This window comes from Sorangium sp. So ce367, assembly GCF_051520455.1.
Lineage (GTDB): Bacteria > Myxococcota_A > Polyangia > Polyangiales > Polyangiaceae > Sorangium > Sorangium cellulosum_B.
In genome coordinates, this window is record NZ_CP150334.1 from 12,971,935 (window position 1) to 12,997,808 (window position 25,874).

The following is a 25,874-nucleotide window of genomic DNA, read 5'->3' on the forward strand; positions in this document are numbered from 1 at the left end:
CGGACGGCCTTCGTTGCCAAAGTGACAAATGGATCTTCGCGGGGCGCCGGCGCACGGGAGCGCGCCGTGTCCGCGGGACGGCGCGCGCGGCGTCACTCCAGCTCGCCGAGCTTTCGGTAGATGGTGCGCGTGGAGATGCCGAGCAACTGCGCGGCCACGGATTTGTCCCCGCGGGCGTGGCGGAGCGTCTCGCGGATGAGCCTGCGCTCGACCTCGTCGAGGGGCGTGCCGACCGAGAAGGTGAGCGAGCTCGGCTCGGCGGGGGCGGCCTCGCGGATGAAGTCGGGCAGGTCGTCGACGGAGAGCTGGTCGCCGCGGCAGAGGACCACGGCGCGCTCGATCACGTTCTCGAGCTCGCGGACGTTGCCCGGCCACGTGTAGTCGGTCAGGCGCGCGAGCACGTCGCGCGGCGCCTCCAGGCGGGGGCGGTTGTTCTTCGTGCAGTAGACGCCGAGGAAGTGGTCGACGAGGAGCGGGATGTCCTCGCGGCGGGTCCGGAGCGGGGGCGCCGTGATCGCGATCACGTTGAGCCGGTAGAACAGGTCCTCGCGGAAGCGGCCCGCGGCGACCTCGGCGCGGAGGTCCTTGTTGGTGGCCGCGACCAGGCGCACGTCGGCGCGCACCGTGTCGCCGCCGACGGGCTCGTACTCGCCCTCCTGCAGCACGCGGAGGAGCTTCACCTGCACGGCGGGCGAGAGCTCGCCGATCTCGTCGAGGAACAGCGTGCCGCCGGCCGCCTTGGCGAAGCGGCCGTCGCGCTTCGCGAGGGCGCCGGTGAACGCGCCGCGCTCGTGGCCGAAGAGCTCGGCCTCGAGGATGGTCTCCGGGATGGCCGCGCAGTTGACCGCGACGAACGGCCCTCGCGATCGCGCGCTGCGCTCGTGGATGAAGCGCGCGAGCAGCTCCTTGCCGGTGCCGCTCTCGCCGAGCACGAGCACCGTGGCGCTCGAGGGCGCCGCCTGGGTCGCGATGTCGAGCACGCGGCGGAGCGTCGGGCTCGATCCGACGATCTCGCGCTTCGTGAGCAGCTTGATCTCCTGCCGGAGCGAGCGGTTCTCGGCGACGAGCGACTGGCGCTCGGCCGCCTTGCGCACGCTCTTGATGATCGTCATCCGCTTGAGCGGCTTCTCCACGAAGTCGTACGCGCCCTCGCGCATGGCCTGGACCGCGGTCTCGACGGTCCCGTAGGCGGTCATCATCACGACCTCGGTGTCGGGCGCGAGCTGCTTCAGCGCGCGGAGCAGCTCGAGGCCGCTGACCCCCGGCATCATCAGGTCGGTCAGGACGACCTCGACGCGGCGGCTGCGCACGATCTCCAGCGCCGCCTTCGCGCTGTCCGCCGTGATGACGCGCATGCCGTCGCGCTGGAAGATCTTCTCGATGGAGGCGACGTTCGACGGCTCGTCGTCGACCACGAGGACCGTCGGCGCGCCGGGCGGCGGCGCAGCGGGGCCAGCAGGCGGCGCGCTCGAGGGGACTTGTGCCAGATCGTCAGCCATGCGCCACTGTGTCACAGACGTCAGCGGCATGTCCAGGAGAGCACGGGTCTGACAAAGTCCGATCCGGCGCCTGACAAACTGACATGCCGACCTGGTCCCCGCGCGCCGCCCGCGAAGATCGCGGGATCGGTCAGCGGATGAGCTTCGACAGCTGCTTGAAGTCGTCCGTCCCGGCGATCTTGAGCCAGTCGAAGACGACGGTCTCCGCGGTGGTGATGGTGGCGCCTGCGGCGCGGCAGAGATCGAGGCCGGCGAGCCGGTGGTCGTCGCGGCGGGAGGCGACGCCGTCGAGCGGCACCTGGACGAGGACGCCGCGCGCGGCGAGGTCGCGCACGGTCTGGAAGACGCAGACGTGCGCCTCCACGCCGACGACGATGGCGGCGCGGGGCGCGCGCCCGGTCGACGTGCGCAAGGCGCGCTCGAACTCGGCGGAGCCGCAGGCGGAGAACTCCATCTTGGGGAGGACGGGCGCGCCCGCCTGGGCGAGCCGCTCGGCGATGGGCGCGACGGTCGGGCCGAGGCCCGCGGGGTACTGCTCGGTCGCGATGACCGCCGCGCCGAGCCGCCGCGCCGCCTCGATCAGCACCGTGGCCGCGCGGGTGAGCGCGTCCATCTGGGGCGCCGGCATCGCGGCGGCGAGCTTCTCCTGGACGTCGATGACGATGACCGCGCTGTCTGCGGGCTCGATCCTTTGCATGGTGGCTACCTCGTGGCCCGGAAGCTCCTCAGGAACCGGAGCAGGTCGCTCCGCAGGTCGAAGCGGAGGAGCGCCTCGCCGATCAGGGCGCCGCCGTCTCCGACGAGGACGCCGGGCAGGACGGTCATCGACGTCATGAGGTCGCCGGGGCGCACGGTCTTCCGGCCGGCGAACGCGCAGCGGCGGCCGTCGTTGGCGGTGAACTCGAAGGAGTAGGGCAGGGTCCCGGTGCGCGCGATGTCGAGCCCGAGCCGCCCGGAGAGGTAGCGGTGGTCGGCGAAGCCTTCGGCGTCGATCTCGCCCTCGATCTCGACCTCGGGCTTGCGCAGGAAGGCGAGGAGGCCGCGCGAGCGCGCGCGGATCGTGAACGACATGGGCCGCTCGTCGGAGGGCGAGTCGACCAGGTGGAAGCTCCCGGCCATGGTCTCGCAGAACTCGAAGCCGCGCATCACGCCTCCGCCCATCACGCCTGCGGGGGCGCGCCCCGGGGTGGCGACGGCAGCGGCGGGGCGGCCGTCGCCTCCGTGAAGTCCTCGGGCGGGAGCACGAGCCGCTCGACGCGGCGGCCGGAGGCGAGGGCGTCGACGATCTCCGGGACGTCGGCGGGGGTCACGCGGCCGTAGAAGTAGCCGTCCGGCTCCACCGCGATGACGGGGCCCGCCCAGCAGACGTCGAGGCAGCTCGCGGAGCAGGCGCGCGCCTCGACCTTCGCGAGGCCCCGCTCGGCGAGCGCGGCCTTGAGCTGCACGTGGATGCCCTCGGCGCCGCGCTGAGCGCAGGAGCCCTTGGGAACGCCGTCGGGGCGGCGGTTGACGCAGACGAAGAGGTAGCGCTTTCGCTGGGGCACGAGGCGGATCCTCGTGCGTCGCGGGGGCCAGGTCAAGCTGGGGCGGGGGGAGGGGCGGGAGGCGCGGGGGGCGCGTCGAGCTTCGCCAGGGGGCTGGCCGGCGGCCGGACGGGCGCACAGATGCTGTGCGCGAGGCATTCCTGGGCCCGGTGGCGTACCGTACTCGGAGGTTGTCGGCGGGCTTGGCGGTTCAGACGTCTTCGGAACCCCAATTGTGCGGGTTATCGAGACTGCGTTTTGACAGGAGGCTACTGTGTCACACCCCAGGGGTTTTCATGGCTACAGGTGATTACAGACTCATTCCAATGGTAGCAAACTACCTTGGTTTGAGCCCGGTTTCAGCGCAGTGGAGAGGAATCGATGCCGTCCTCCCGATCCTGGAGCGCATGCGCAGCGACGGGGCGATCGTCCTAATAAAGCTTGATGGTGGTAGAGGTCCGTCCGATAACGGCCCGTATACTGTCCTTGCCTCCGGTGGGCGTCTCAAGGGCGATTTTGTTCGCGCGGACGTGTCATCGATTGAGCATGGTATCGCGAAGGTGATCGTGGAGTATGCGAGAAGGTGTTGGGGGTTCGTTGAGCCCTCGTGACCTGCTCGGGGGGTGAACGCCGGCAGGCTCCTCGCCTCAGGCCCCGGCTTCCGCGGCGCTGCGCGCGCGGTGCCGGCGCAGCGCGAGGTTCACGATCCCGATCGGCGCCACGACGAGCACGGTCGCGAACCCGAGGACGCCGACCACGAGCCCCGCGAGGCTCGCGAGCGCGAGCCAGAGCACGTCGAGCGCCGCCGGGCTGGAACCGGACGAAGAGCGCTCATCGACGCGCATCTCCCTGCGTAGCTCGCCGACCTCTCGATCGAGCAGCTCCTCGAACGGCCGGCCATACAGGCTCTCGCCGCGGCGGCCGCGGAAGAACGCGCGGATCGTCCGGCGCGGGGCCGAGAGCAGCCCCGCGAAGAGGCCGCCCAGGTTCAGCTGCCAGGCCGCCACGAAGCCCTTGCAGCCGGCGCCGAGCTCCCACGCCGCGATCTCGAACTCGCCGATCGCGTTCGTGTCGTAGCCCGTCAGCACGTGGTGCAGGTCGTGGTAACGCACGGCGCGCACGCGCGCCCGGGTGTTCGGGAACGGGACGGGGAGCGGACCGAGCTTGAAGTCGACCCACGCGTCGCCGTAGCCGCCGTCCGCGCCGAAGCGGTTCACCTCGAAGTAGAGCGCCCGCGCCTCCCGCATCGTGAGGCCTTCGTCGTAATGCACCAGAGCCATGGCACCACCCTCGTTCGATGACTTCAGTCATTGACCATGGTCATTCTTCGCGCTCGCTCTGTCAAGGATTTCGCCGCTTGACGGGGAGGCGTCCGCGGCAACAGAGTTCTCCGTCGATGAGCAAGGTCATTCCAGGCGCGACGAAACGCCGGAAGCGAGCCGCGGCGCCGCGAACTCCGGTCACGCCGGCGCCGAGCGCGCCGGCGCCCGAGCGCGGCGGGCGCGCCCAGCAGAAGCTCGACACCCGGCGGCGGATCCGGGACGCCGCGTGGGCGCTCTTCACCGAGCTCGGGTACGACGACACGACGACCAAGGCGGTGGCGGAGCGCGCGGAGGTCGCGACGGGGACGGTGTTCGTGCACGCGCGCGACAAGCCCGACCTGCTCATGATGGTGATGCACGACCGGCTCGCGGCCGCTGTCGACGCGGCGTTCGAGGCGCTGCCGCGCAAAGAGCCCCTGCTCGCCCAGCTGCTCCACGTCTTCCAGCGGCTGTTCGCGATGTACGGCGAGCAGCCGCTCGTGTCGCAGGCGTTCGTGAAGGCGTTCCCCGGTGCGTCGGGTCCGAACGGAGAGCGGCTGAACGCGCTCACGTTCGCGTTCCTGCACCGCATCGCGGGCCTCGTGCGCGACGCGCAGGCGCGCGGCGAGGTCGCGGGCGACATCGACCCGCTCGCCGCGGCGCACAACATCTTCGCCCTCTACTTCGCGGCGCTCCTGTCCTGGCTCAGCGGCTTCGTGACGCTCGGCGCGGCGCTGGATCCCGTGCTGAAGAGCTCCCTCACCCTCCAGTTCCGGGGGCTCCGGGCGTGAGGCGCCGCCGCTCCAACGTCGGCGCGCGTCAGCGCGCGCCGTGCCGGGGATCGCCGGCGCGGAGCGCGGCGAGCACCTCGGCGTGGGTGCGCGGGTCGCCGGCGGCCACCACGTCACCGGCGCTCGCGGCGTCGAGCGGGCGCCCTTCCCAGTCCGTCATGACCCCTCCGGCGCCGGTGATCACCGGGACGAGCGCCGCGAAATCGTGGAGCTTGAGGCCGTACTCGACGACCACATCGATGCTGCCGCTCGCCACGAGGCCATACTGGTAACAATCGCCGCCGTAGCTCACCAGCTTGGCCCGGGACGCGACCTCCCCGAAGGCGCTGGCCTTCGCCGGCGGGAAGTACTGCGGACCCGTGGTGGAGAGGCGCGCGAGCGGCAGCCCCGCGCACGCGCGGACGCGCGCCGGCGCGCCGTTCCAGAGCGTCGGGCGGCCCAGGACGCCGAGCCAGCGATCGCCGAGGACGGGCTGATCGATGACGCCGAGCACCGGTCGGCCCCGGTACAGCAGCGCGATGAGCGTGCCGAAGAGCGGCTTGCCCGTGATGAACGCCTTCGTCCCGTCGATGGGATCGAGCACCCACACGAGCTCCGCCCCCTCGTTCTGGCGGCCGAACTCCTCTCCCACGATCCCATGGCCCGGCGCGCGCGCGGCAAGGAGCTCGCGTATCGCCGCCTCGGCCTCGCGGTCGGCGATCGTGACAGGGCTCGCGTCCGCCTTGTCGTCGGCCTCGATGCCCTTGCGAAAATAGCGCCGGATCACGGCGCCGCTGGCGTCCGCGAGCCGCTCTGCCAGCTCGACCAGGTCCTGGGAAGGGGTCATCGTCTCCTCCGTGGGCCCTCGAGGCGAGCCCCACCGCGCCATCCCGTACGCGCGCCGCCCGCTCACGGCAACCACCTCGCCTCGCGGCGCCCCGGAGCGAGCTCCGCATTCTGCCGCATCAGGCCGCGTCGCCCGCGCGGGCGCCCGATGACAGGCTCGCTCGGAGATACGAGCCCAGCGTGTCCGTGCCCCGCGCGCCCTCCGGGTGGAAGTCGGCCAGCACCGGCCCGTTGTGGGGCATGTCCCGCAGCAGGTCGAGCGTGACGTCGACGCCCGCCTCGCGGGCGCGCCGCGCGAGCTCCTGGCCCTCGTCATGGAGGCGCTCGGCGTCGCCGACCTGGATGAACAGCGAGGCCAGCCCCTCCAGACGCGCGTGGAGCGGCGACAGCCGGGGATCGTCCAGCGGGGTCGCGCCCGCGAAATCGCGCGCCTGGCGCAGGAGACCCTCCCGGGTACCGTAATCGGTCGCGTCGTTCGCGCGCGCCGAGGCGCTGCTCGAGGTGAGGTCGAGCCAGGGGGAGATGAGCGCGGCGCAGCGCGCCTGCGCGCCGCGGTCGCGCAGCGCGAGCTGCGTGACGAGCGCGAGGTTGCCGCCCGCGGAGTCGCCGGCGAGCGCGATCTCCCCCGGCGCATGGCCGCGCTCGACCAGCGCATCCACGGCCGCGAGCGCGTCCTCGAGCTGCGCGGGGTAGCGGTGCTCCGGCGCGAGCCGGTAGTCGATGCCCACGACGCGGGCGCCGCTCGCCAGCGCGAGCCGCGCCATGAGGTCCGCGTGCGTCCTCGTGGAGCCGAACAGGTACGAGCCGCCGTGGAGGTAGAGGACGATGCCCCGCGACGCCGCGCCCGGAGGCTCGAACCAGACCGCGGGGACGCCCTTCAACGTGTCGCCCGTGCGCTTCACGCGCCGGACGGCCTTCTGGGAATACGGGCGCGCGTCGAGCTCGGCCCTGACCTCTGAATAGGGCCGGTCGAGGAGCTGGATGAAATCCCGGCGGAGAAAGCGGACCACGCACTCGAAGCCGAAGCCCCAGCTCGGGCGCGCGGGCCCCCGGCGGGCGCGTTCGGTCGTGGTCTCCACGAACGCGAGGCCGAACCTCTTCATCAGGCGAAGCATCATGGCGGGCATCGTAGCGGACGCCTCCCGCGACCGCGGCGGCCTGTGCCCGCGCCGGTCCGAGCGCCGCGCCGTCGCCCCTCTCGGCGAGGTGCGCCGCGGCGCGCGCCAGCGCTCGCGGCGCGCGTCACCGCTTCTTCCGTGGATCGCCCCGGAGGATGGGATACGCCATCAGCAGGCTCAGCCAGACCACCAGGAACTTCGGGTCGGTCAGCGTCTCGAACGGGATCTCGAAGCGCTCGTTCGCTGTCGCGGCCTCCACCTTGCGCTGCTGCGCCTGCGCCACCGCGGGGCTCACGACCTCGATCCGCCTCCCGCCGCTCACGGCGCCCGTGCCGCCGGCCGCGGGCATCTTCGGCAGCAGGGTCCCCTCGGCGATCGCCTTCTCCTCGGGCGTCCGCCCCGTCCTGAGATCCGGGTCGATGATCACCACCGCCGGCTCGAGCCCCTCGGGGTGCTCGGCGCCGGACGGCTCCGCGGTCGCGATCTGCGCGTCCTCTTTCTCCGGTCGATCCACCGGGACGTAGCGCGGCGCGACCTCGCCCGGCTTGCGATCGCGGAGCTCGACGGTCACCTGGGTCGGGACGTACACGCGCTGCACCTCCTCGAGCGGGACCACGGTGTCCTTGGCGGAGGCCGGCGGCCCGCCCGCGAGCTCGGGCACCTTCGCGCGCGCCGCGTCGATCGCCGCCTGCTCCGCGGCCATCGCGGCCTTGCAGCTCGGAAGGGACGGATCGAAGTCGAGGCCGACGGCGCTGGCGCCCCCCTTCCTCCGCTCCTGGGGCGGCGTGCACTCCTCGTGGATGCGCCCCGCGACTTCGTCGTCCTCCCGGTGCAGGAGCGCGAGCGGGAGCTCCTTGCGATCGTCGATGCCGTTCGCGACCTCCGGCCGGGCCACGAAGCGGTAGCGCACGCGGAGCGCGAGGGTGCGGTGCCCCGCGGCGTCGACGACGGTCACGGCCTCCTTGGCGAAGCTGTCCGTGGTCGCGCCCTGGACCTCGCGCCGGCTCACCATCACCCGGGACTTCCGCAGCCCCGTGAACACCGATCGCGTCTGCGTCCGCACGCGCTCGAGGATCTTGAAATCGCTCGTCCCGGTCGGGACGTAGACATAGCCGTCGAACTGGAGCACGGCGGGCGGACGCTTCACGTCCTGCTCGGCCGTCTTGCCCCGATCGCCGCACCCCGCGAGCGCCAGCACCCCGGCCAGCACGCCGGTTGCCGGGAGAACACGGAGTACTGCACGGAGAAGTGCTACCACAACAGATCTCCACGACGGCGAGGGTGCAACGCCGGTGAATCTAGCTCCGGCGACCTGATGAAGAAACCCTTACCCACCGGAAAAGCCGGGCAAGCATGCGGGGATCGCGCACAGCGACCTGAACGTGACGACCCGGCGCGCAGATCCCGACCTCGACGCAGGCGCCGGCCCGCGGCCTGGTGAGCCCCTCACCTCGGCCGGGGGCGCCGCGGCGGCGGGGCCCCGAGCTGGCCGCGGAGCGCGCTCGGAGCGAGGCGACACACCGCGGCGCGCTCCGGGGACGCCCCGTGGCGCTCCGCGCGCGCCGGGGGATTGCCCTTTCGAAAATCGGATGCATTTGGTCGCCGACATGAACACGGAAAGCCCGAACCCCGAAACCAGCGGTTCCACGCCCTCTGCCGACCCTTCGGGTGCGGCCCCGGGCCCGGAGACGCCCGCGTCGACCCCGTCCGAGGAGGCCAAGGCCGCCGGCGCGGTCGAGCTCCCCTTCCAGGCCGAGGTGCAGCAGGTCCTCGCGCTGGTCATCAACTCGCTCTACGCAAACCAGGAGGTCTTCCTCCGCGAGCTCATCTCGAACGCGTCGGACGCGCTCGACAAGGCCCGCTTCCTGGCCCTCACGCGCGAAGGCGTCGCTGAACAATCCGGCGAGCCCGCGATCCTCATCACGCTCGACGACGCCGCCCACACCCTCACCATCGAGGACAACGGCATCGGGATGACCCGGGACGAGGTGGTGCAGAACCTCGGCACCATCGCCCGCTCGGGGTCGCTGGAGTTCCTGAAGGCCAACGCCGAGGCCGCCAAGCAGAAGAAGGACGGCGGCAAGCTCCAGCTCATCGGCCAGTTCGGCGTCGGCTTCTACGCCGCGTTCATGGTCGCCTCGCGCGTCGACGTGCAGACCCGCTCGATGCTGCCGGGCGCGGAGCCCGTCCTGTGGCGCTCGTCCGGCGCGGGCTCCTTCACCGTCGCCCCCGGCGATCGCGAGCACCCGGGCACGAAGATCGTCCTCCACCTCAAGGACGACGCGCGCGAGTACACGAAGGTGTGGCGGATCAAGGAGATCATCCGCAAGTACTCGGATTTCGTTCATTTCCCCATCAAGGTGAACGACGAGGTCGCGAACCGCTCGGCCGCGCTCTGGACGCTGCCCAAGTCGCAGATCACCGAGGAGCAGCACGCGGAGTTCTTCCGGCACGTGACCGGCGGCCACGAGGGGGAGAAGCCGCTGCTCACCGTGCACCTGTCGATCGACGCGCCCGTGCAGTTCCACGCCCTGCTCTACGTGCCCGAGAAGGCGCCGGCGGACATGTTCCACAAGGACCGCAGGGGCGTGCGCCTCTACGCGAAGCGGGTCCTCATCGTCGAGGACTGCGACAAGCTGACGCCGATGTACCTGCGCTTCCTGCGCGGCGTCGTCGACTCCGAGGACCTCTCGCTGAACGTCTCTCGCGAGATGCTCCAGGAGAACCGCACGCTCTCCCAGATCGAGCAGCAGATCGTCAAGCAGGTGCTCAAGTCGCTCAAGGACCTCTCCGAGTCGGAGCCCGAGCGCTACGCGGCTTTCTGGAAGGAGTTCGGCCGGGTCATCAAGGAGGGGGTCACCAACGACTGGAAGAACAAGGACGCGATCGCCGAGCTCTGCCGGTTCGAGTCGATGAACACGGAGGCCGGCAAGGTCATCTCGCTCCGCGACTACGTGGCGAAGATGCCGGAGGCGCAGAAGGAGATCTATTACGTGACGGGGCTCGGCCGCCACGCGGTCGAGCAGAGCCCGCACCTCGAGGCGTTCCGGAAGCGCGGCTACGACGTGCTGTTCCTCGTGGATCCGGTCGACGAGTGGTTCGTGCAGTCGCTGAACGAGTTCGACAAGCGCCGCCTCAAGAGCGTGATGCACGGCGATGTCGACCTCGGCGCCGAGCCGGAGAAGAAGGACGAGCCGGAGGCGTCGGTGGACGCGGCCGTGGCGGCGGTCAAGGCGGCGCTGGGCGAGCGGGTGAAGGACGTGCGCGTCTCGCGGCGCCTGACCGACAGCGCGAGCTGCCTCGTCGCCGCCGAGGGGGACCCAGGGGCGAACTTCGAGCGGATCATGAAGCTCATCGACCAGAATACCGGGGAATCCAAGCGGATCCTGGAGCTCAACCCGGGCCACCCGGTGGTGAAGAACCTCAACATCCTGGCGGGGCGCGAGCCCGGCTCGGAGCGGGTGAAGCAGTGGTCCGAGCTCCTCCTCGACCAGGCCCTCCTCGTCGAGGGCGTGGTGCAGGAGCCAGCGAAGCTCGTCCGGCGCATCCAGGACCTGCTCGCGCAGGTCAGCTCCGCCGCCGTAAGTCAGCCCTGACGAGGCGCGGTTTCTTGGCCGGGATCGAGCGCCGGTGATAGGCGCGGGACGAGGTCGCCAGGATGTCCCGAATCGCAACACCGGCGCTCGGCCGCCGGGCCTTTCTTCGTGCGCTCGGCGCGGCGGGCGGCGCCCTGGCCGCGCCGGGGCTCTGGGCGCCGGCGCCGGCGCTCGCCAGGGCGGCCTCCAGGGTGAGGGCCGTCGAGGCGTCGGACATCGGCGTGACGCTGAAGATCGAGCTGTCGAACGCGCCGTTTCCCTGCGACGGGGCTCCCTACCAGGACGCCACGGCGATGGTCTTCGTGCCGGCCCATTACCGCGCGCCGGAGAGCGATGAGCTCGACCTCGTGATCCACTTCCACGGCCACGTCACGACCGCCGAGCGGGCCATCGCGGCGCACAAGCTCCGCGAGCAGCTCCACGAGAGCAAGCAGAACGCGGTGCTCGTGGTGCCGCAGTGCGCGGTGAACGCGGCGGAGTCGCCCCCGGGCAAGCTGGGGCAGAAGGGCGGCCTCCGGCGGCTGTGCGGCGAGCTCGCGTCGGTGCTCGCGAGCCCCTCGGCGCGGCGGGCGCTCGGCGATCGCGCCATCCCGCGGGAGGCGAAGCTCGGGACGCTCTGCCTGTCGGCTCACTCGGGCGGATACCGCGTCGCGGCCGCGTGCCTGCGCCACGGCGGCTGCGAGGTGAACGAGGTGTACCTGTTCGACGCGCTGTACGGCGAGGTCGACGCGTTCCGCGACTGGGTGCTCGAGCGGAAGGGCCGCTCGGGGCGGGAACGGCACAAGCTCATCAGCCATTTCGTCGCGGGCGACGTGCGGCGGCTCAACCTCGAGCTCGAGCGCGCGCTCGAGGCGCAGGGCGTCGCCTGCCTGCACGAGCGGCGCCCGGGCGAGCTCACGCGCAAGCAGCTCCTGGACGGCCGCGCCATCTTCATCCAGGTCCCGCTCGCGCACAGCGCGGTGACCTTCGAGCAGAACGCGTTCCGCGACTGCCTGTTCGCGTCAGGCCTCCGCCGGCAGCTCCGATCCAGCTGGTTCAAGAAGAAGGACGAGCCGCGCCGGATCGACGTGCGGCGCGGGTCCTGACGTCGTCCCGCCGCCGCGGCGGCGAGCACGAGCGCCGGCCGGCCGCGGCGGCGCGCGTCAGTGCCGGAGCGAGACGTCGGCCAGCGCGAGGCGCGCGTCGTTGATGTACGCGCTGTCCGGGAAGCGGCGGATGAACGACCGCAGCGTCGTCTTCGCGTCGTTCCAGGCCTGGATGTCGAGGAGGCACTCGGCGAGGAGGAAGGTCGCGTCATCCATGACCTCCCGATCGGGCGACGCCTCGGAGAGCGTCATGAGCAGCGGAATCGCGTCGCGCTGCCGGTTCAGCCTGCGGTAGGCGCGCGCCAGGTTGAGGCGGGCCGACGGGGTGTGCGACGCCGTCTCCTTCTGCCGGATGGCGTCCTCGAAGGCGACAGCGGCCTCGTGCCAGCGGCCCGTCCGCATGTGATCGAGGCCCGTCTGGTACGATTTGATCGAGAGCTCCGAGCGCGACTTGTCGACCGAGTCCGAGAAGAACGCGAGCTCGGCTCGGGTGAGCGGCGCCTTGCGCAGCGCCTCGAAGCCCTCGATCACCTCCTGTCGCCGCTCGGCACGGATGAGCTCGTAGAACGCCGCGGCGTCGCTCTCGGCCTTGGCGCGCGCGTCGCTCCGCTGCTGCATCTCCTTGAGATCGGCCTCGTGCTTCGCGATGCGGTCGCGCGCGCCCTTCGTCTCGGCCTGGACGGCGTCCACGCGTGCGTCCCAGGCGAGCTTGACCACGCCGATCACCACGATCACGAAGAGCAGGTTCGCGCTCGCGCTGTTCCAGAAGGCGCGCCGCTCGTACGCCATCTGGCGCTTGGAGATGCTCTTCAGATCCGCGGCGAGGGCGTTCGTGAGGTTGTTCGTCTTGATGATGAGCCCACGGGATTCCACGATCTCACGCTTGATCTCCCTGAGCTCGTCGTCGAAGTCGTGCATTTTCAGGTCCTGAAACCGTGGCCTGTGCAGGAGGCCGTGCTCGTGCTAAGGGGGCCGCGAACGCGGACCCCCGACTCGTGGAAGGGGCCGCGAACGCGGACCCCCGACCCGTGGAAGGGGCCGCGAACGCGGACCCCCGAGCCGCGCCAGGGTGCCGCGGACGCGGATCCCCGGCCTCGCCGACAGGCCGCCCTTACGCTACCAGGAAGCTCTCCCCATGGACACAAGCGACATCCGAAAAGGCCTCAAGTTTATGGTCGACGGCCAGCCCTACTCGGTCATCGACTTCCAGTTCGTCAAGCCGGGAAAGGGGCAGGCGTTCACCCGCGTCAAGATCCGGAACATGGCGACGGGCGCGGTGCTCGAGCGCACGTACAAATCGGGCGAGAAGCTGGAGCCGGCGGACGTGGAGGAGCGCAGCCTCCAGTACATCTATCCGGAGGGCACCGACTTCGTGTTCATGGACGCGGCGACCGGCGAGCAGCTCACGGTCCCCGGCGACAAGATCGGCGATGACTCCAAGTGGCTGAGCGACGGGATGTCGATCGACGTGACCCTGTTCAACGGGCTGCCGATCGGCGTCAGCATGCCCCCGCACGTGGTGCTCCAGATCGTGAGCAGCGAGCCGGGCGTCAAGGGCGACACGGCGAGCGGCGCCACCAAGCCCGCCACGGTGTCGACCGGCGCGACCGTCAACGTCCCGCTCTTCGTGAAGGAGGGCGAGTGGATCAAGATCGACACGGCCGACGGCAAGTACCTGGAGCGCGTCAACAAGTGATCCCTGGCTGACCTCCGGGGTCCGAGGGCCGACGGAGGTCACTTCGCCTCGAAGATCACGGCGGCCGCGCCGGCGACGCACGCGACGCGGGCGCCTCCGTTGGCCGGCGCGCACGCCGTCGCCTGCGCGAGGTCGCCGCCCGTCCAGAGGCGCGCGGCGCCGCCCGCGGTCGCGACGAGGAGCCCGCCGGCGGCGGGGATCGCCAGCGTGGCGCCGTCCGGCGACCGCGCCGCGCCCTGAGGCGCGGGCGTGGTGAGCGGGAACGACAGCGCGGACGAGGCCGGCGCGGCCGCGCGCAGGTCGATCGAGATCAACGCGGCGCCGAGGGCGATGTCGAAGCCGCGCTCGGACGCGGCGAGCGGGACGAAGGGCAGGCGCTCCGTCCCGGCGCAGCGCTCGGGCGCGGCCGCGCCGGGCCGGGCGCGAGGCCCCTGGCCGCGGAGCAGCGGGAGAGGGACCTCCATCTCGCCGACGGCATCGGGCGAGCTGCGGAAGAGCGCGAGCAAGGTGGGCGCGTCGCAGCGGCGCTCGACGGCGACGAGCTCCGCGGGCCCGGCGTGGACGGCGGCGGGCCAGGGAGGGATGTCCGTCGCGGACTCGGTGGACGTGGCCGAGTCGACGCGGACGACGCCCTGCGCGGTCCTGACGAGCAGGGCGCCGCTCGCCTCGAACGCGAGCGGGCCGAAGGCGCCGGTCCTGGTCGGCTGCGGGGCCGCGGCGGTGCGGTACACGGCGGCGGCGGTCGCCGGCGGCGCGAGCTTCGCGAGGAGCTTGCCGTCCTCCTTGGTGCGCGCCTCGGCGCCGCCCCGGTCGAGCGCCGCGATGGCCGCGAGCGGCGCGCCCCGCGTGGACGCCGCGACCGCCTCCGCGTGGTCGATGGCGGCCGCGAGCCCCGGCTCGCCGCAGCGCACCGGGCCAGCGCCCGTCCAGACGAGGGCCTCGCCGGCGCGCGCGGCGTCGCGGCCGGCGGTCGCTCCGGCGCCGCGTTCGGCGTCGGCGCAGAGGGCGGCGTGGAACCGGCGCAGCCGCTGGGCGGAGGCGGCCACGGCCGGCGCCGTCGACTTGCCGCGCGCGTCCCGGAGCAGGGAGGCGGCCAGGGCGCGCAGCGCCTCGCCGGGCTGGGCCGCGTCGCGCGAGAGGCCGGCGGGGCGATCCAGGAAGACGAGCGGGGCGCGGATCTCGGACGCGGCGCCCGCCGGGGCAGGGAACGGGCGCAGGGCGCCCGAGAGGCCGACCGAGACGATGAGGTCGTCGCGGCCGTCCGCGTCGCGGTCGGCGACCTCCAGGGAGGCGGAGAGCGCTTCCTCCGCGGGCGGCGCGCGGAGGCGGAGCTCCAGGGCGAGCTCCGGCGGCGCGCCCGCGCCCGCGGCGGGCCCGGGGAGGCGGATCACGGCGATCCAGCGCGTCGGGCCCGTACCCGCGGCGCCGCGGTGAGCGCCGCCGCACTGCGGTGCGAAATCGAAGGCGAGCGCGGAGGGGCCGATCTGGCTGAGGCCGACGCGCGGGGTGCACCCCTGCGCGTCGAGATCGCCGGGGAGCGCGGCGAGCGTGCGCAGCGCCTGCGGCCGCGCGGCGGGCGCGAGCAGGAGCTCGCCGCGCAGGCCGTCGGGCGACCGCGCCCACGCGACGAGATCGCGCGCGCCGTCCCCGTCGACGTCGAGGAGGAGCCCGGTCTCGAACGTGCGCCCGGTCGGCGCCGCGGCCACGGGGCCGCCCTCGAGGGGCCATTGCTTGCCGCCTTCCGGCGCCGGGACGCTCGGCACGACCGCGAACCGAGGCGCGGCGGCGTCCGGGGCGCCGGCGTCGGCCTCGGGGCCGGCGGTCGCCGCGCCAGGGACGACGCCGCTCAGCGGGGGCGGGGCGCCGGAGGGCGCCGCCGAGCCGAGCGTGTAAGGCGTGTAGGGCCTGGAGCTCGGGCAGCCATCGCAGCCGGCGGCGGCGAGGAGCGGGAGCAGGGCGTGGAGGAGCTTCGAGCAGGATCGATCGGGCATCGCGGGCGGACCCGGCGGCGCACCGGTGTGCGGCGGGCGGCGCAGGCGTAGCACGGGCGGCGGGCGGGCGTCGTGGAGCCGGCGCGCCGTCCAGCCGCCCGCGCGCCGGATGGCGCCGGTGCGCCTTTCGGAGTAGCTTGATCGAGGGTAGATGAGCGGGCCGAAGCCTCCCAGGGCCGTCGAAGGCGAAGACTATTACCTCGAGGGAGGCCGGGTGGTTTTCACAGAGGCGTATCACCTGAAACGGGGATACTGCTGTAACTCCAAGTGCCGCCACTGCCCTTACCGGGAGAGGGCGCCGGCAGAGTCGATGACCGTCGCGCTGCCTCGGCTGAAGCTCCCCTGACGCCGGTGCAGCGGTCGAGCCTCCGCGGCGGATCGCGGCGAGCGGCGCCATGCAACGAGCCGCCGTGACGGGTTCGCAGGAGCCGCTGCGCACGCGCGCGCCGGCGCTCCGCGGCGGCCGCGGGAGGCAATCCGTCTGCGGTTGATGACGGGCGGAGAGCCCCGGCGCACCACGGAATGTCGGTTGATCCGGATTGCGTGGAGCGTCTAGGATTTCGCGCTCACATTCGCGCGGGAGCTCCTATGCGTCGCGGCCTTCACCCTCTGCTCTGCTGCCTGTTGCTCTCCGCGCCGATCGGCTGCGACGCCACGTCGGAGAACAGGCCGCCCGACGAGACGCCCGGGAAGGTGCCGAGCGCGGACGCGGATGGCGATGGGATCAGCGATGCGGAGGAGGGGCGCGGCGATGCGGTCGACACGGATCGCGACGGTCAGCCGGATTTCGAGGACACCGACTCCGACGGCGACGGGCTGTCCGACAAGCTCGAGGGCGCTCCCTTCCCAGGGGAAGCGAAGCCGCGTGACAGCGACGGCGACGGGGTGCCGGATTACCGCGACGAGGACTCCGACAACAACGGGCTACCCGACGAGGACGACGGCGACGGCGACCGCGACCGCGATGGAACCGCCGATTACGTGGACCCCGACGATGACGGCGACGGCCTCCTGGATGTGGTCGAGCTCGGGTCGGACCCGCTCGATCCGGTGAACACCGACGGCGACAAGTGGCCTGATTTCCGTGACAGGGACTCCGACGACGACGATATCCTGGATCGGTTCGAGAGAGAGTTCGACGCCGACGGCGACGGGATCCCGGCGTTTCGAGATCTCGACTCGGACGATGACTGCCGGCCCGATTCGATCGAGCGCGGCGACGGCGAGCCCGAGCAGCCGCCCATCGACAGCGACAGGGACGGCGGGGGCGATTTCCTCGACCTGGACAGCGACAACGACAGCCTGCTCGACGAGCTCGAGGACCTCAATTGCGACGGCGTGCTCGATCCGGGCGAGTCCAGCACCGCGAGCGAGGACACCGACGAGGACGGCGTGAACGATCTCATCGAGCAGGCCGCCGGCACGGACCCGAACGACGACCTGGACAACCCGCGGGCCAGCGGGGACTTCGTGTTCATCGTGCCCTATCAGGGCCAACCGGAGCCCGCGCAGGACACGCTGGATTTCTCGACCACCATCTCGCAGGCCGACGTGGTGTTCGCGATGGACACCACCGCGACCATGGGCGGCCAGATCAATCATCTGAAGGGCGCGCTCCAGGAGATGATCGATCAGCTCGCCAAGGAGATCCCGAACATCGGCATCGGGGTGACTCAGTACAAGGACTTCCCGATCGACGCCTACGGGGGCCGCAACGACCAGCCGTTCTACCTGGAGCACCGGGTGATGAGCGTCCTCACGCCGGCAGGGCGCGAGTCGGTGCAGGACGCGGTGAACTACCTCAAGGCCGAGGCCGGCGGCGATCTCCCGGAGAGCGGCTGGGAGGCTCTTTATCAGATCGCCACCGGGGCGGGCACGAACAAGGGCGGCGCCAACGTGCCCATGTTCAATCGGCTGAGCGCTCCGCCGGGTATGACCCCGGCGGGCGAGACGGTCGGGACCATCGGCGGCGTGGGCTTCCGCTTCGGCTCGCTGCCCATCGTGGTGATGATCACCGACACGCCGAGCCACAACGGGACGTTCGTACAGCACAACTACGTCAAGTCCAGGGTGGAGTCGCCGACCTATTCGGAGGCGCTGCAGGCGGTGACGGGCGTGGGAGGCCGGCTCATCGGCATGGTCGCCTCCAGCTCGGTCGAGGCGCAAGCCGACCTGACGGCCGGCGCGGTGGCGACGGGCTCGGTGGTCCCGCCGGCGGCGTGGGGACCGGAGGGCATGCGCCCGCCGCGGTGCGCGGTGGGGCAGTGCTGCGTCGGCGAGAACGGGAGCGGCGTGACGATCGAGAGCGGCAAGTGCCCGCTCGTGTTCCGGGTCGCCAGCAGCGGCGACGGGCTGAACCTGGCCGTCGTGCAGGCGATCAAGGTGCTCACGACCTATGTCACGCTCGACATCTCGGCGGCGGCGGTGGCGGACGAGACCGACGCGTTCGACGCCGCGAGCGCGTTCATCGACAGGATCATCGCGAACAACAGCGCTCCTCCGCCCTGCACCGCCGGCTTCAGGGTCATCGACAAGAACGTCGATGGCGTCGCGGATACCTATACCAACGTGTTCCCCGGGCCCACGATCTGCTTCGACGTGATCCCGAAGACCAACGTCTCGGTGCCTCCGACGACGGCGCCGCAGGTGTTCACGACGAACATCGTCGTCACCGGCGACAGCGTGACCACGCTCAGCACCCGCAAGGTCTTCTTCCTCGTCCCGCCGGAGATCCCGGAGCCCCCCATCGACTGATGAGCCTCCGGCGCTCGCGGCTCCCTGGAGGCCCGGCGAGGCCTGTTCCACGCGGCACCACATATCATGAGCAAAGACTCTGGCATCGAGGGCGCGCCGACGTCCGGGGAGGCCCGCGGCGCGGCGCTCTGGGAGCTCGCGCGGCTCTTCTTCCGGCTGGGCGCCACGGCCTTCGGCGGCCCCGCGGCCCACGTCGCCATGATGGAGGACGAGGTGGTCCGCCGGCGCGGCTGGATGACGCGCGAGGACTTCCTCGATCTCTACGGTGCCACGAACCTCATCCCGGGACCCAGCTCGACCGAGCTCGCGATCCACATCGGGCATCGCCGGGCCGGCTGGGCGGGCCTGCTCGTGGCCGGAGGGTGCTTCATCGTGCCGGCGGCGCTCATCACGCTCGGGTTCGCGTGGGCCTATGTCCGGTTCGGCGCGGTGCCGGAGATGTCGGCGCTCCTCTACGGGGTGAAGCCGGTGATCATCGCGGTCGTGGCCCAGGCGCTCTGGGGTCTCGGCCGCGCCGGGCTGCGCTCGCGGCGCTCGCTCGGCCTCGCGGCGCTCTGCGCGGGCGCGAGCCTCTTCGGGATCCACGAGCTCGCGGTCCTGGCCGGCGCGGGCGCGCTCGCCGTGTCGCACCGGCTCGCGGCAGGGCGCCCCGCGGGTCCGCCTCCCGGCGCGGCGGCCGTCGCCGTCCCGCTCGCCGTCCCGCTCGCCAGCGGCGCCGCCGCGACGGCCGCGGCGGTGAGCGTGCCGTTCGGGCTCCTGCCGCTGTTCCTGTTCTTCGCCAAGGTGGGCTCGGTCCTCTTCGGGAGCGGGTATGTGCTCCTCGCGTTCCTCCGCGCGGATCTCGTCGAGCGATACCGGTGGATGACGGAGGCCCAGCTGCTCGACGCGGTGGCGGTCGGCCAGGTGACGCCCGGCCCCGTCTTCACGGCGGCCACCTTCATCGGTTATCTCCTGGGCCGCGTCCCGGGCGCGCTGGTCGCCACGGCGGGCATCTTCCTTCCTGCGTTCTTCTTCGTCGCGCTGAGTGGACCGCTGATCCCCCGCGTCCGCCGTTCCCCCGTGGCCTCGGCCTTCCTCGACGGCGTGAACGCGGCGTCGCTCGCCCTGATGGCGGTCGTCTCGTTCCGCCTCGCCCGCGCGGCGGTGGTCGATTGGCTCACGGGCGCTCTGGCCATCGCGGCAGCCTTCCTGCTCATCCGGTACCGCGTGAGCTCGCTCTGGCTCATCCTGGCCGGCGCCGTCATCGGCGTCGCGTCGGTTCACGTCTGAGCCGGCGCTCCTCGCTGTTCCGGCCCCTCCTCGCCGCGCCCGCGCCCGGGGAGCAGCCCGGGATCCCTCGCCCCCGCTACCTGGCGGGCGATCGCAGGGAAGACGGCTCGTCCGCGGCCACCAGCGCCGTCCCGGGCCCGATGTGGAACGCGTTGCCCCGCCAGGCGACCCGGCGGCTCGAATACGCGTTCAGCCAGCAGAAGAACCAGCACAGCGTCCGGAGCGGCTCCACCGCCACCAGCGCCAGGTTGGAGCGCGCCGGGCGCAGCATCTTCAGGGCCAGGAAGGTCCCAAGGCTCTGGAGCGTCCAGGCGAACAGCCACATCTCCAGCGCGAGGCCCGTCGGGTTGAGCAGCAACGTGAGCCACGCGATGAGCAGCGGCGAGTTGAACGGCTCCGCCGCGAAGCAGCGCGGGGCGAGCGTGCGCCGCATCTTCGCCCAGCGGGTGTGTCGATCCAGCATGCGCGTGAGAGAGCCGCTCGTGTTGCGGTTCTCGATCGGATCCAGGCAGAGATCGACGACGAACCCGCACGCGCTGAAGCGCTGTCCGAGCATGTCGTCCTCCGCCAGCACGTGGGCCACGCTCTCGAACCCTCCCACCCGCGCGAGGTCGACCCGCCGCATCGCCATCGATTTGCCCACGCTGATCGATCGCCCCGCGAGCTCGGCGGCGGCGACGACCCCGGGCGCGATGAACGCCCCGAGCTGCGCGTTCTCGACCACCGCGCCGAGCGTCCGCTCCCCCGTGCCCACGACGACGCTCGAGACGAGCCCCACGCCCGGCCGCATCAAGATCGACAGCAGCGAGCGGAGGTAGTCTGGGCGGACACACACGTTCGCGTCCGAGATGACGAGGACGCTGCCCTCGGCCCTGCGCTCGAGCTCGAGGAGCTGCGCCACCTTCGGGTTCAACGCCTCGCTCGGATCCGTCAGGCAGAGCCGCGCCTTCACCTCGGGGTGCGCCGCGATGAAGGCCTGGATCACCGGCACCGCACGGTCTTCTCGCGAGGCGACGCCGAAGACGATCTCGTAACAGGGGTAATCGAGCCGGGCGAAGGATTCGAGGTTGTCGGCGAGCCCGTCGTCGACGCCCGCGACGGGCTTGAGGATGCTGACGAACGGGGTCGCCCCGGAGGGGCGCCACGCGTCGACCGGCGCCACGAGCCGGTGCCGCGCGATCCTCCAGAGGAAGGAGGTTTGAATCGTCGCGTAGATGATGGATGACAGCGCCGTTGGCGCGACCGTCGCCAGTTCTCCCCAATCCATGGACGGCCATGCTGATCGAATCGCGTGGCGTCTCGATGGCCGGACCGCAAACCCAGCGCTGACTTTTCGCAACCGAGGCGTGACAGCCCCTCATCGCCCACGGTACGTGATGGCCGGCACGAACTCCGGGTGTTGCGCAGGATCCGTCGCCGACACACGCGCGCCGAGGCCACGCGAGCCTATCGGCGCGGCCGGGCAGCGTCAGCTGATGCGGCCGATCAGCTCGCGCGTGATGTTCTTCTGGTGCGACTCGAGCGTGCCGCCGCCGATCTCGAGCAGCTTGGCGTCACGGAAGAACCGCTCCACCTTGTACTCGGTGCAGTAGCCCCAGCCGCCGAGCACCTGCATGGCGTTGTCGGCCACCTCCTTGCCCACCGGCGCGGCGAAGAGCTTTGCCGCGTCGGTCCCGAGCCGGTTTCTCCGCTCGGGGCTGACGTTGCGCGCCACCGCGTAGATGAGGGCGCGCGCGGCCTCGGTCTTGGCGTAGCTCTCCGCGATGTAGCGCTGGATCTGCCCGTGCTCGGCGATGGGCTTGCCGAAGCTCTTCCGCTCTCCGGCGTACTGGATCATGATCTCCAGACAGCGGTCCGCGATTCCCAGGCTCATGGCCGCGAGCGTGAGGCGCTCCAGCTCCAGGTTCCTCATCATGTTGCGGATGCCGCCCCCCTCCTGGCCCAGGACGTTCCAGGCGGGCACGACGCAGTCGTCGAAGAGGAGCTCGCTCATCGTGCTCCCCCGCATTCCCATCTTCGGGGTCTTCTCGTCGGTCGAGAACCCGGGGAACCCCCGCTCCACGACGAAGGTCGTGACCCGGCCCTCGATGGTCGCATAGACCAGGAAGATCTGGGCCTCCGGGGCGTTCGTGATGAGCGCTTTGCGCCCCTTCAGGATGTACCGGTCCCCGTCGCGCCGGGCGAACGTCTTCATGCCGAGGACGTCTGTCCCGCTCGTCGGCTCGGTCATGCCCATCGCGCCGATCCACTCGCCGGAGAGCACCTTCGGCAGGTACCGCGCGCGCTGCTCGTCATTGCCGGCGTGGAAGAGGTTGTTCACGAACAACATCGCGTGGGCGAGGTACGCGAGCGTGAACCCGGGGTCGCTCTTCGCGAGCTCGTGGTGGACGATCACCGCGGCGACCGCGTCCATGCCCGCGCCCCCGTACTCCGAGGGCACGGTCACGCCGAGCAGGCCGAGCTCGCCGAGCCGCCGCATCAGGGGAACGTTCAGGGTGGCGCTCCGGTCGTGCTCGTCGGCCTGCGGCTCGACGACCTCACGGGCGAAATCCCGCACCATCTGCCGCAGCATCCGGTGCTCTTCCGTCGGGTTTTCCAGATCGCTTGCCATTGCGGGAGATGACGCGCTCATCGCGGCCCAACGTAGCACGCGGGGCCGCGCGTCAGCGATGGAGTGGCACGCCGTTCGCCTCGCCCCTGGACGGACCCTCATCGAAAGGGGCACGAATGAGAAGCTGGACCGATGTGGTGCTCTGGAGCGTGGTGCTGGTCTCGCTGCTGACCTGGCTGCTCGCCGTGGTCGGTGTGCTGACCGTGCACCCGTGGACCCCCGCGCTCCTCGTGATCTCCGCCGCCTTCGCCGTGACCGGGATGCTACGGCAGGTGCCCGGGCGGCCGCGGCTCTGAGCCGGCGGGGGCGGCCGGTGCGCCCGGCGGCGCCTCCGTCGCGGTCGCCGGGGGCGAGGGCCCGTCCTGGCAGCACCGGACGCCGGTCGAGTAATCGAGGTAGCTCCTCGGGTGGGCCGTGATGAGGGCCTCGCAGCCTGCGCGGGTCGAGCGCGCGTAGAAGCCGCCGGCGAACGCTCCGCCCGGCTCGTTCACCCACTCATCGAGGTTGCCCACGAGATCGTAGACCGCGTCGCTGCCCCAGCGGCTCCTGCACCGCGGGCTCCCGCCCGTCTCCCGGAGCAGCGGCTCCCGGGCGCTGCGCACGCGGTTCAGCCGGGGATCCAGGTGGCCAATCGACGCATTGCCGTGGAGCAGCGCGGCGGGGTGCGCCGGCCGGTAGACATTGCACGCGCCCTCCTCGAACGTGTCGCCGTACGGGTACAGCGTGTCGTCCTCGCCGCGGCACGCCGTGACGAACTCCTCGACCGAGCAGAGCCGCTTGCCGGCCGCGGCGCAGGCGCTCTCGGCGACGAGGCCGGTCACGTAGCCGCTCGGCCGCACCCCGGACCGCGAGCGGGCAAGGGCGGCGATCGCCCGGCCGCGCTGCCAGGAGGCGAGCAGCGGGAGGGGGAAGGCGCGCGCGTGGACGTCGCCGATCCGCCGCAGGCCGGTCGACCAGTCGGCGAGGGTGAGCTCGAGCAGGTTCGGGGTCGACGGGTAGTCGGGCGAGAGCGCCTGTCCGGTGGCGCCGTCGACGAGCATCGCCTCGAAGCGATCGACGCAGAAGCGGCCGCCGTCGATGGCCACCATGTCCGCCGGACACGCGGGCGCGCCCGGCAGCGCGGCGGCGGGCGCCTCCGCGGGCTCTCGTGCGGCCGAGCGCGCCGCGCCGGCGCTCGCGGGCGGCGCGGGGCGAGCGACGCGCGCGACGCCGGCTTCGGCCTGCGCGTCGAGGCCGCTCACGGCGCTCCCGAACCACCGCAGGCTGCCGTCGGAGGCCCAGACCGCATCACCCACCACGCAGGCGCCGGGCGCCGCGAGCTCCGGGACGGTCACGAAGGCGCCGGGCGACGGGGCCGGGACCGCGCGCCGCGCGGGCTGCCCGTCGACGCAGAGCGCGCCGGTGTCGTCGGCCGGCCAGGGCTGCGACGCGAGCTCGGCGCCTTCGTCGTCGAGCCACACCACGTGGCGCCGGGCCGCGTCGCTGAGCAGCGCGCCCCCCTCGGGCAGGGCGACGAGCCGCACCGCGAGCTCGCCCTCGACGATCGGCAGCGAGGTCACGCGCGCCGCGCCGGGCCGGCCGAGCGCGTCGATCGAGAGCGCCACGACCACGCGCGGATCCGCGGCGCTCACGCCGGCGACGATGGCTCCGCCGCCGCGGCGCTCGCATGCGTCGAACCCCGCGCGCACCGGCGACGCGATGGCGAGGGCGGGCGGCGCGCGGCGTGCGGCGTCGGGATCGGGTGCGTCGGGCGCGACGGGCGCGACGGGCGCGAGCCGGCCCTGAGCGCCGAGCCCGGTGAGCGCGCCCGAGGCGTCGATCCCGGTGATCTGGAGCCTGTCGCCGAGCACCTCGAGGAAGAGCCCGCGCTCGCGGCCCCCGACGAGCGCCGTGCTGTCCTCGTGCGCGCGCCCCCGCAGCGCGGGCACCACGAGCGGTTCGGGCAGGAGCCGCCCCACGTCGGTCCTCGCGAGCCACCAGGACGACCCGATGCGCGCGGCGCGCCGCCTGTCGGTGGGGCGCTCCGGCTCGCCGATCGGCGTGGCCGGCGTGCCGCCAGCGGCGCCCGCCGGCGCCGCGCCGAGGCTCTCTGGCGCCGCTGCCGCGGTGATCAGGGCGCGCGCGTCGAGCCGGTGGAGCTGCCCCGCGGCGAAGGCGAGCCCCTCGCCGTCCGTCGCGAGCGCGCCCCACGCGATGCGCGCGCGCCGCGCCGGGAATGGGTCCGGCTCGCTGCGCGGCTGCCCGTCGGCGCGCGAGGCCGAGAAGAGCCCGCCGGAGATCGTCTGGAAATACGCGCGATCTCCCGCCCACGCGGCGAGCCCCGGATCGTACCCCGGCTGCCCCGGGGCGCGCCGGGCGCCGCTCGCGGCGATGCGCTCGAGCGCGCCGATCTCGGCCGGTGTGACCGGGGTCGCGTCCGCGAGGCGCGCTGGATCTACGGTACAGACCGCCCTGGGCGCGGCGCCGGCGACCAGCCGCTGGAGCGAGGGCGCGACGCGCGTCGCCTGGCAGGCCCCGTTGCGGCCGGTGACGTCGACGACCACGGCGCCTGCGCTCACCGTCACGAGGCGCGGATCCTGGTGGCCGCGCAGCGCGCCGTAGTCGAGATCGCCCTCGACCACGACGGCGCGCCGGCCCGGATCGAGCTTGCCGTCCTCGCCGAGCGAGGCGAAGGCGATCTGCGCGCTGCCGAGCCACGACGTGCTCGTCTTCTTCGAGCTCGCTGCGTAAAATAAGAGATCGATCGCGCCTGGCCGCCCGCCTGCGTCGATCAGCCCCATGCCGTCGAGCGGCGGCCGGAAGCGCAGCCCGGTGGGGGACGACGTGGCCGCGATCCCTTCGGACGGCGAGACCCAGCGGAGCCGCACCTCGACCTCGGGCAGCGGGTCCGGCCGCTTCGGCCGCGCCGCGGGGCGCGCGGTCTTCGTGGGCCGACCGTCGCGCCCGCGGTGCTCGCCGCGCTTCTTCCGCGTGGGCTTGCCGCTCGCGCCGGAGGTCTTGGCCGGCTGCTTCGGCTTCGCCACGGTCGCCTTGCGGGCGGGGGCCTTGCGCGCGGGCTTGGCCGCGGCGGAGCGCTCGCGCGCGGCGCGCTGGGCCGGCGTCGCGGAGCTGCCGCGCGGCGCGGTCTCGGCGAGCTCGATCAGCGCGACGCGCTCGCCCACGGCGGCCAGGGCGTGCGCGCGGACCGGGGCGCACGTGCGCGGTGCGGCCGAGGCCTCGCCCGGGAGGATGGCTGTCACGCAGAGCTCGCCGCCTTGCGAGGTGAGCAGCGTGGTGGTCCCGTCCGGGGAGGCGTGGGCGCCGGCGAGGTCCTCGTCGAGGAGAAGGTGCGGTGGTCCGAGCTCTCCGGTGGCAGCGTCGAGCCGCCTGACCCAGCCGGCGCGATCCGACGACAGCTTGGAGAGGAGCAGCACCGAGCGGCGGTCGAGCGACGGCTCGATCGTGAAGGGGAGCGGCTGCACCGTCGCGGTGCCGAGCGGCGTGCGGCCGGGGGGAGCCACGCTTGCCAGGGCGGTCGCGGCGGTGCCGATCGAGGGCGCGCTCTCCGGGGCGAGGGCCGGGGCCGGGCTGGTGCCGGGCGCGTGCGCCGCGGTGCCGGTCTGTGCGGGCGCGTCTCGCAGGGAGCCGCCAGAGCACCCGCCCGCGCTGCAGGCGAGCGGTACGAGCAGGGCAGGGATCACGGATCGGGGGGAGAGGGGGGATCGGGGACGACGCATCCTTCGCTCGCGCTCGAGTCTCCTTGTCTGCGTGGCTGACCGGGCGGCGGCCGAGCCTAGCGCGGGCGCCGGACGCACGCTCGCGGTTGGTACGGAAAT

At 72.5% G+C, this 25,874-nt stretch carries 21 protein-coding genes; 8 read left to right on the forward strand and 13 right to left on the reverse strand.

Translation table 11 applies throughout. From position 1 onward, the window contains the following. Window positions 1-92: 92 nt before the first annotated feature. The 5 genes from WME97_RS49280 to WME97_RS49300 all read right to left on the reverse strand — a co-directional run bounded on the left by WME97_RS49280 (window position 93) and on the right by WME97_RS49300 (window position 4,302). Window positions 93-1,499: a sigma-54-dependent transcriptional regulator gene (locus WME97_RS49280; RefSeq protein ID WP_437548210.1), complete on the reverse strand. Its 1,407-nt coding sequence runs from the start codon at window positions 1,497-1,499 to the stop codon at window positions 93-95. Between the two features lie 130 nt (window positions 1,500-1,629). Then, window positions 1,630-2,196, reverse strand: a complete 567-nt coding sequence (locus tag WME97_RS49285; protein ID WP_437548211.1) for an isochorismatase family protein — start codon at window positions 2,194-2,196, stop codon at window positions 1,630-1,632. Window positions 2,197-2,201: 5 nt separating this feature from the next. Then, window positions 2,202-2,645 (reverse strand): hypothetical protein, encoded by a 444-nt coding sequence (locus WME97_RS49290; RefSeq protein WP_437548213.1) that lies wholly within the window; start codon window positions 2,643-2,645, stop codon window positions 2,202-2,204. Between the two features lie 14 nt (window positions 2,646-2,659). Then, on the reverse strand, window positions 2,660-3,043 hold the full coding sequence (locus WME97_RS49295; RefSeq protein ID WP_437548215.1) for a (2Fe-2S) ferredoxin domain-containing protein: 384 nt from the start codon (window positions 3,041-3,043) through the stop codon (window positions 2,660-2,662). Between the two features lie 626 nt (window positions 3,044-3,669). Further along, a complete protein-coding gene (locus WME97_RS49300; RefSeq protein WP_437548216.1) occupies window positions 3,670-4,302 on the reverse strand; it encodes a hypothetical protein in 633 nt (210 codons plus the stop codon). A 116-nt stretch (window positions 4,303-4,418) separates the two neighbouring features. Between WME97_RS49300 and WME97_RS49305 the strand changes: the two genes are divergently transcribed. Next, a complete protein-coding gene (locus tag WME97_RS49305; protein ID WP_437548217.1) occupies window positions 4,419-5,114 on the forward strand; it encodes a TetR/AcrR family transcriptional regulator in 696 nt (231 codons plus the stop codon). A 28-nt stretch (window positions 5,115-5,142) separates the two neighbouring features. Here the strand turns inward: WME97_RS49305 and hisN are convergent, their stop codons facing one another. The 3 genes from hisN to WME97_RS49320 all read right to left on the reverse strand — a co-directional run bounded on the left by hisN (window position 5,143) and on the right by WME97_RS49320 (window position 8,267). Continuing rightward, window positions 5,143-5,940: a histidinol-phosphatase gene (hisN, locus tag WME97_RS49310; protein WP_437548219.1), complete on the reverse strand. Its 798-nt coding sequence runs from the start codon at window positions 5,938-5,940 to the stop codon at window positions 5,143-5,145. A 118-nt stretch (window positions 5,941-6,058) separates the two neighbouring features. After that, a complete protein-coding gene (locus WME97_RS49315) occupies window positions 6,059-7,057 on the reverse strand; it encodes an alpha/beta hydrolase (RefSeq protein WP_437548221.1) in 999 nt (332 codons plus the stop codon). A 124-nt stretch (window positions 7,058-7,181) separates the two neighbouring features. After that, window positions 7,182-8,267 (reverse strand): hypothetical protein, encoded by a 1,086-nt coding sequence (locus WME97_RS49320; RefSeq protein ID WP_437548223.1) that lies wholly within the window; start codon window positions 8,265-8,267, stop codon window positions 7,182-7,184. 397 nt (window positions 8,268-8,664) lie between these two features. Between WME97_RS49320 and htpG the strand changes: the two genes are divergently transcribed. Together htpG and WME97_RS49330 are read left to right on the forward strand one after the other, a co-directional pair. After that, window positions 8,665-10,653 carry a molecular chaperone HtpG gene (gene htpG / locus WME97_RS49325; protein ID WP_437548225.1) on the forward strand — a complete coding sequence of 663 codons (1,989 nt, stop codon included), beginning with the start codon at window positions 8,665-8,667 and terminating at the stop codon, window positions 10,651-10,653. 62 nt (window positions 10,654-10,715) lie between these two features. Further along, a complete protein-coding gene (locus WME97_RS49330; RefSeq protein ID WP_437548226.1) occupies window positions 10,716-11,738 on the forward strand; it encodes a hypothetical protein in 1,023 nt (340 codons plus the stop codon). 57 nt (window positions 11,739-11,795) lie between these two features. On the opposite strand, the gene WME97_RS49335 is transcribed toward WME97_RS49330, so the two are convergent. Beyond that, window positions 11,796-12,656 carry a tetratricopeptide repeat protein gene (locus WME97_RS49335; protein WP_012241841.1) on the reverse strand — a complete coding sequence of 287 codons (861 nt, stop codon included), beginning with the start codon at window positions 12,654-12,656 and terminating at the stop codon, window positions 11,796-11,798. A gap of 217 nt (window positions 12,657-12,873) precedes the next feature. Between WME97_RS49335 and efp the strand changes: the two genes are divergently transcribed. Continuing rightward, on the forward strand, window positions 12,874-13,434 hold the full coding sequence (gene efp / locus WME97_RS49340; RefSeq protein ID WP_437548228.1) for an elongation factor P: 561 nt from the start codon (window positions 12,874-12,876) through the stop codon (window positions 13,432-13,434). 38 nt (window positions 13,435-13,472) lie between these two features. Here the strand turns inward: efp and WME97_RS49345 are convergent, their stop codons facing one another. Then, window positions 13,473-15,425, reverse strand: a complete 1,953-nt coding sequence (locus tag WME97_RS49345; protein WP_437548230.1) for a hypothetical protein — start codon at window positions 15,423-15,425, stop codon at window positions 13,473-13,475. A gap of 151 nt (window positions 15,426-15,576) precedes the next feature. Here WME97_RS49345 and WME97_RS49350 point away from each other — a divergent pair, with 151 nt between their 5' ends. The 3 genes from WME97_RS49350 to chrA all read left to right on the forward strand — a co-directional run bounded on the left by WME97_RS49350 (window position 15,577) and on the right by chrA (window position 19,448). After that, complete coding sequence (locus WME97_RS49350; RefSeq protein ID WP_437548232.1) at window positions 15,577-15,771, forward strand: DUF5522 domain-containing protein; 195 nt, start codon at window positions 15,577-15,579, stop codon at window positions 15,769-15,771. A 242-nt stretch (window positions 15,772-16,013) separates the two neighbouring features. Beyond that, a complete protein-coding gene (locus WME97_RS49355; RefSeq protein ID WP_437548234.1) occupies window positions 16,014-18,179 on the forward strand; it encodes a VWA domain-containing protein in 2,166 nt (721 codons plus the stop codon). A gap of 66 nt (window positions 18,180-18,245) precedes the next feature. Beyond that, on the forward strand, window positions 18,246-19,448 hold the full coding sequence (gene chrA / locus WME97_RS49360; RefSeq protein WP_437548235.1) for a chromate efflux transporter: 1,203 nt from the start codon (window positions 18,246-18,248) through the stop codon (window positions 19,446-19,448). A 76-nt stretch (window positions 19,449-19,524) separates the two neighbouring features. Here the strand turns inward: chrA and WME97_RS49365 are convergent, their stop codons facing one another. After that, on the reverse strand, window positions 19,525-20,715 hold the full coding sequence (locus WME97_RS49365; protein WP_437548237.1) for a glycosyltransferase: 1,191 nt from the start codon (window positions 20,713-20,715) through the stop codon (window positions 19,525-19,527). Window positions 20,716-20,916: 201 nt separating this feature from the next. Continuing rightward, window positions 20,917-22,059 (reverse strand): acyl-CoA dehydrogenase family protein, encoded by a 1,143-nt coding sequence (locus tag WME97_RS49370; protein ID WP_437548239.1) that lies wholly within the window; start codon window positions 22,057-22,059, stop codon window positions 20,917-20,919. Window positions 22,060-22,175: 116 nt separating this feature from the next. On the opposite strand from WME97_RS49370, the gene WME97_RS49375 reads away from it, so the two are divergent. Continuing rightward, complete coding sequence (locus WME97_RS49375; protein WP_437548241.1) at window positions 22,176-22,355, forward strand: hypothetical protein; 180 nt, start codon at window positions 22,176-22,178, stop codon at window positions 22,353-22,355. On the opposite strand, the gene WME97_RS49380 is transcribed toward WME97_RS49375, so the two are convergent. Next, a complete protein-coding gene (locus WME97_RS49380) occupies window positions 22,323-25,739 on the reverse strand; it encodes a hypothetical protein (RefSeq protein WP_437548243.1) in 3,417 nt (1,138 codons plus the stop codon). The two genes, WME97_RS49375 and WME97_RS49380, sit on opposite strands and share 33 nt — an antisense overlap. Window positions 25,740-25,874 lie beyond the last annotated feature (135 nt).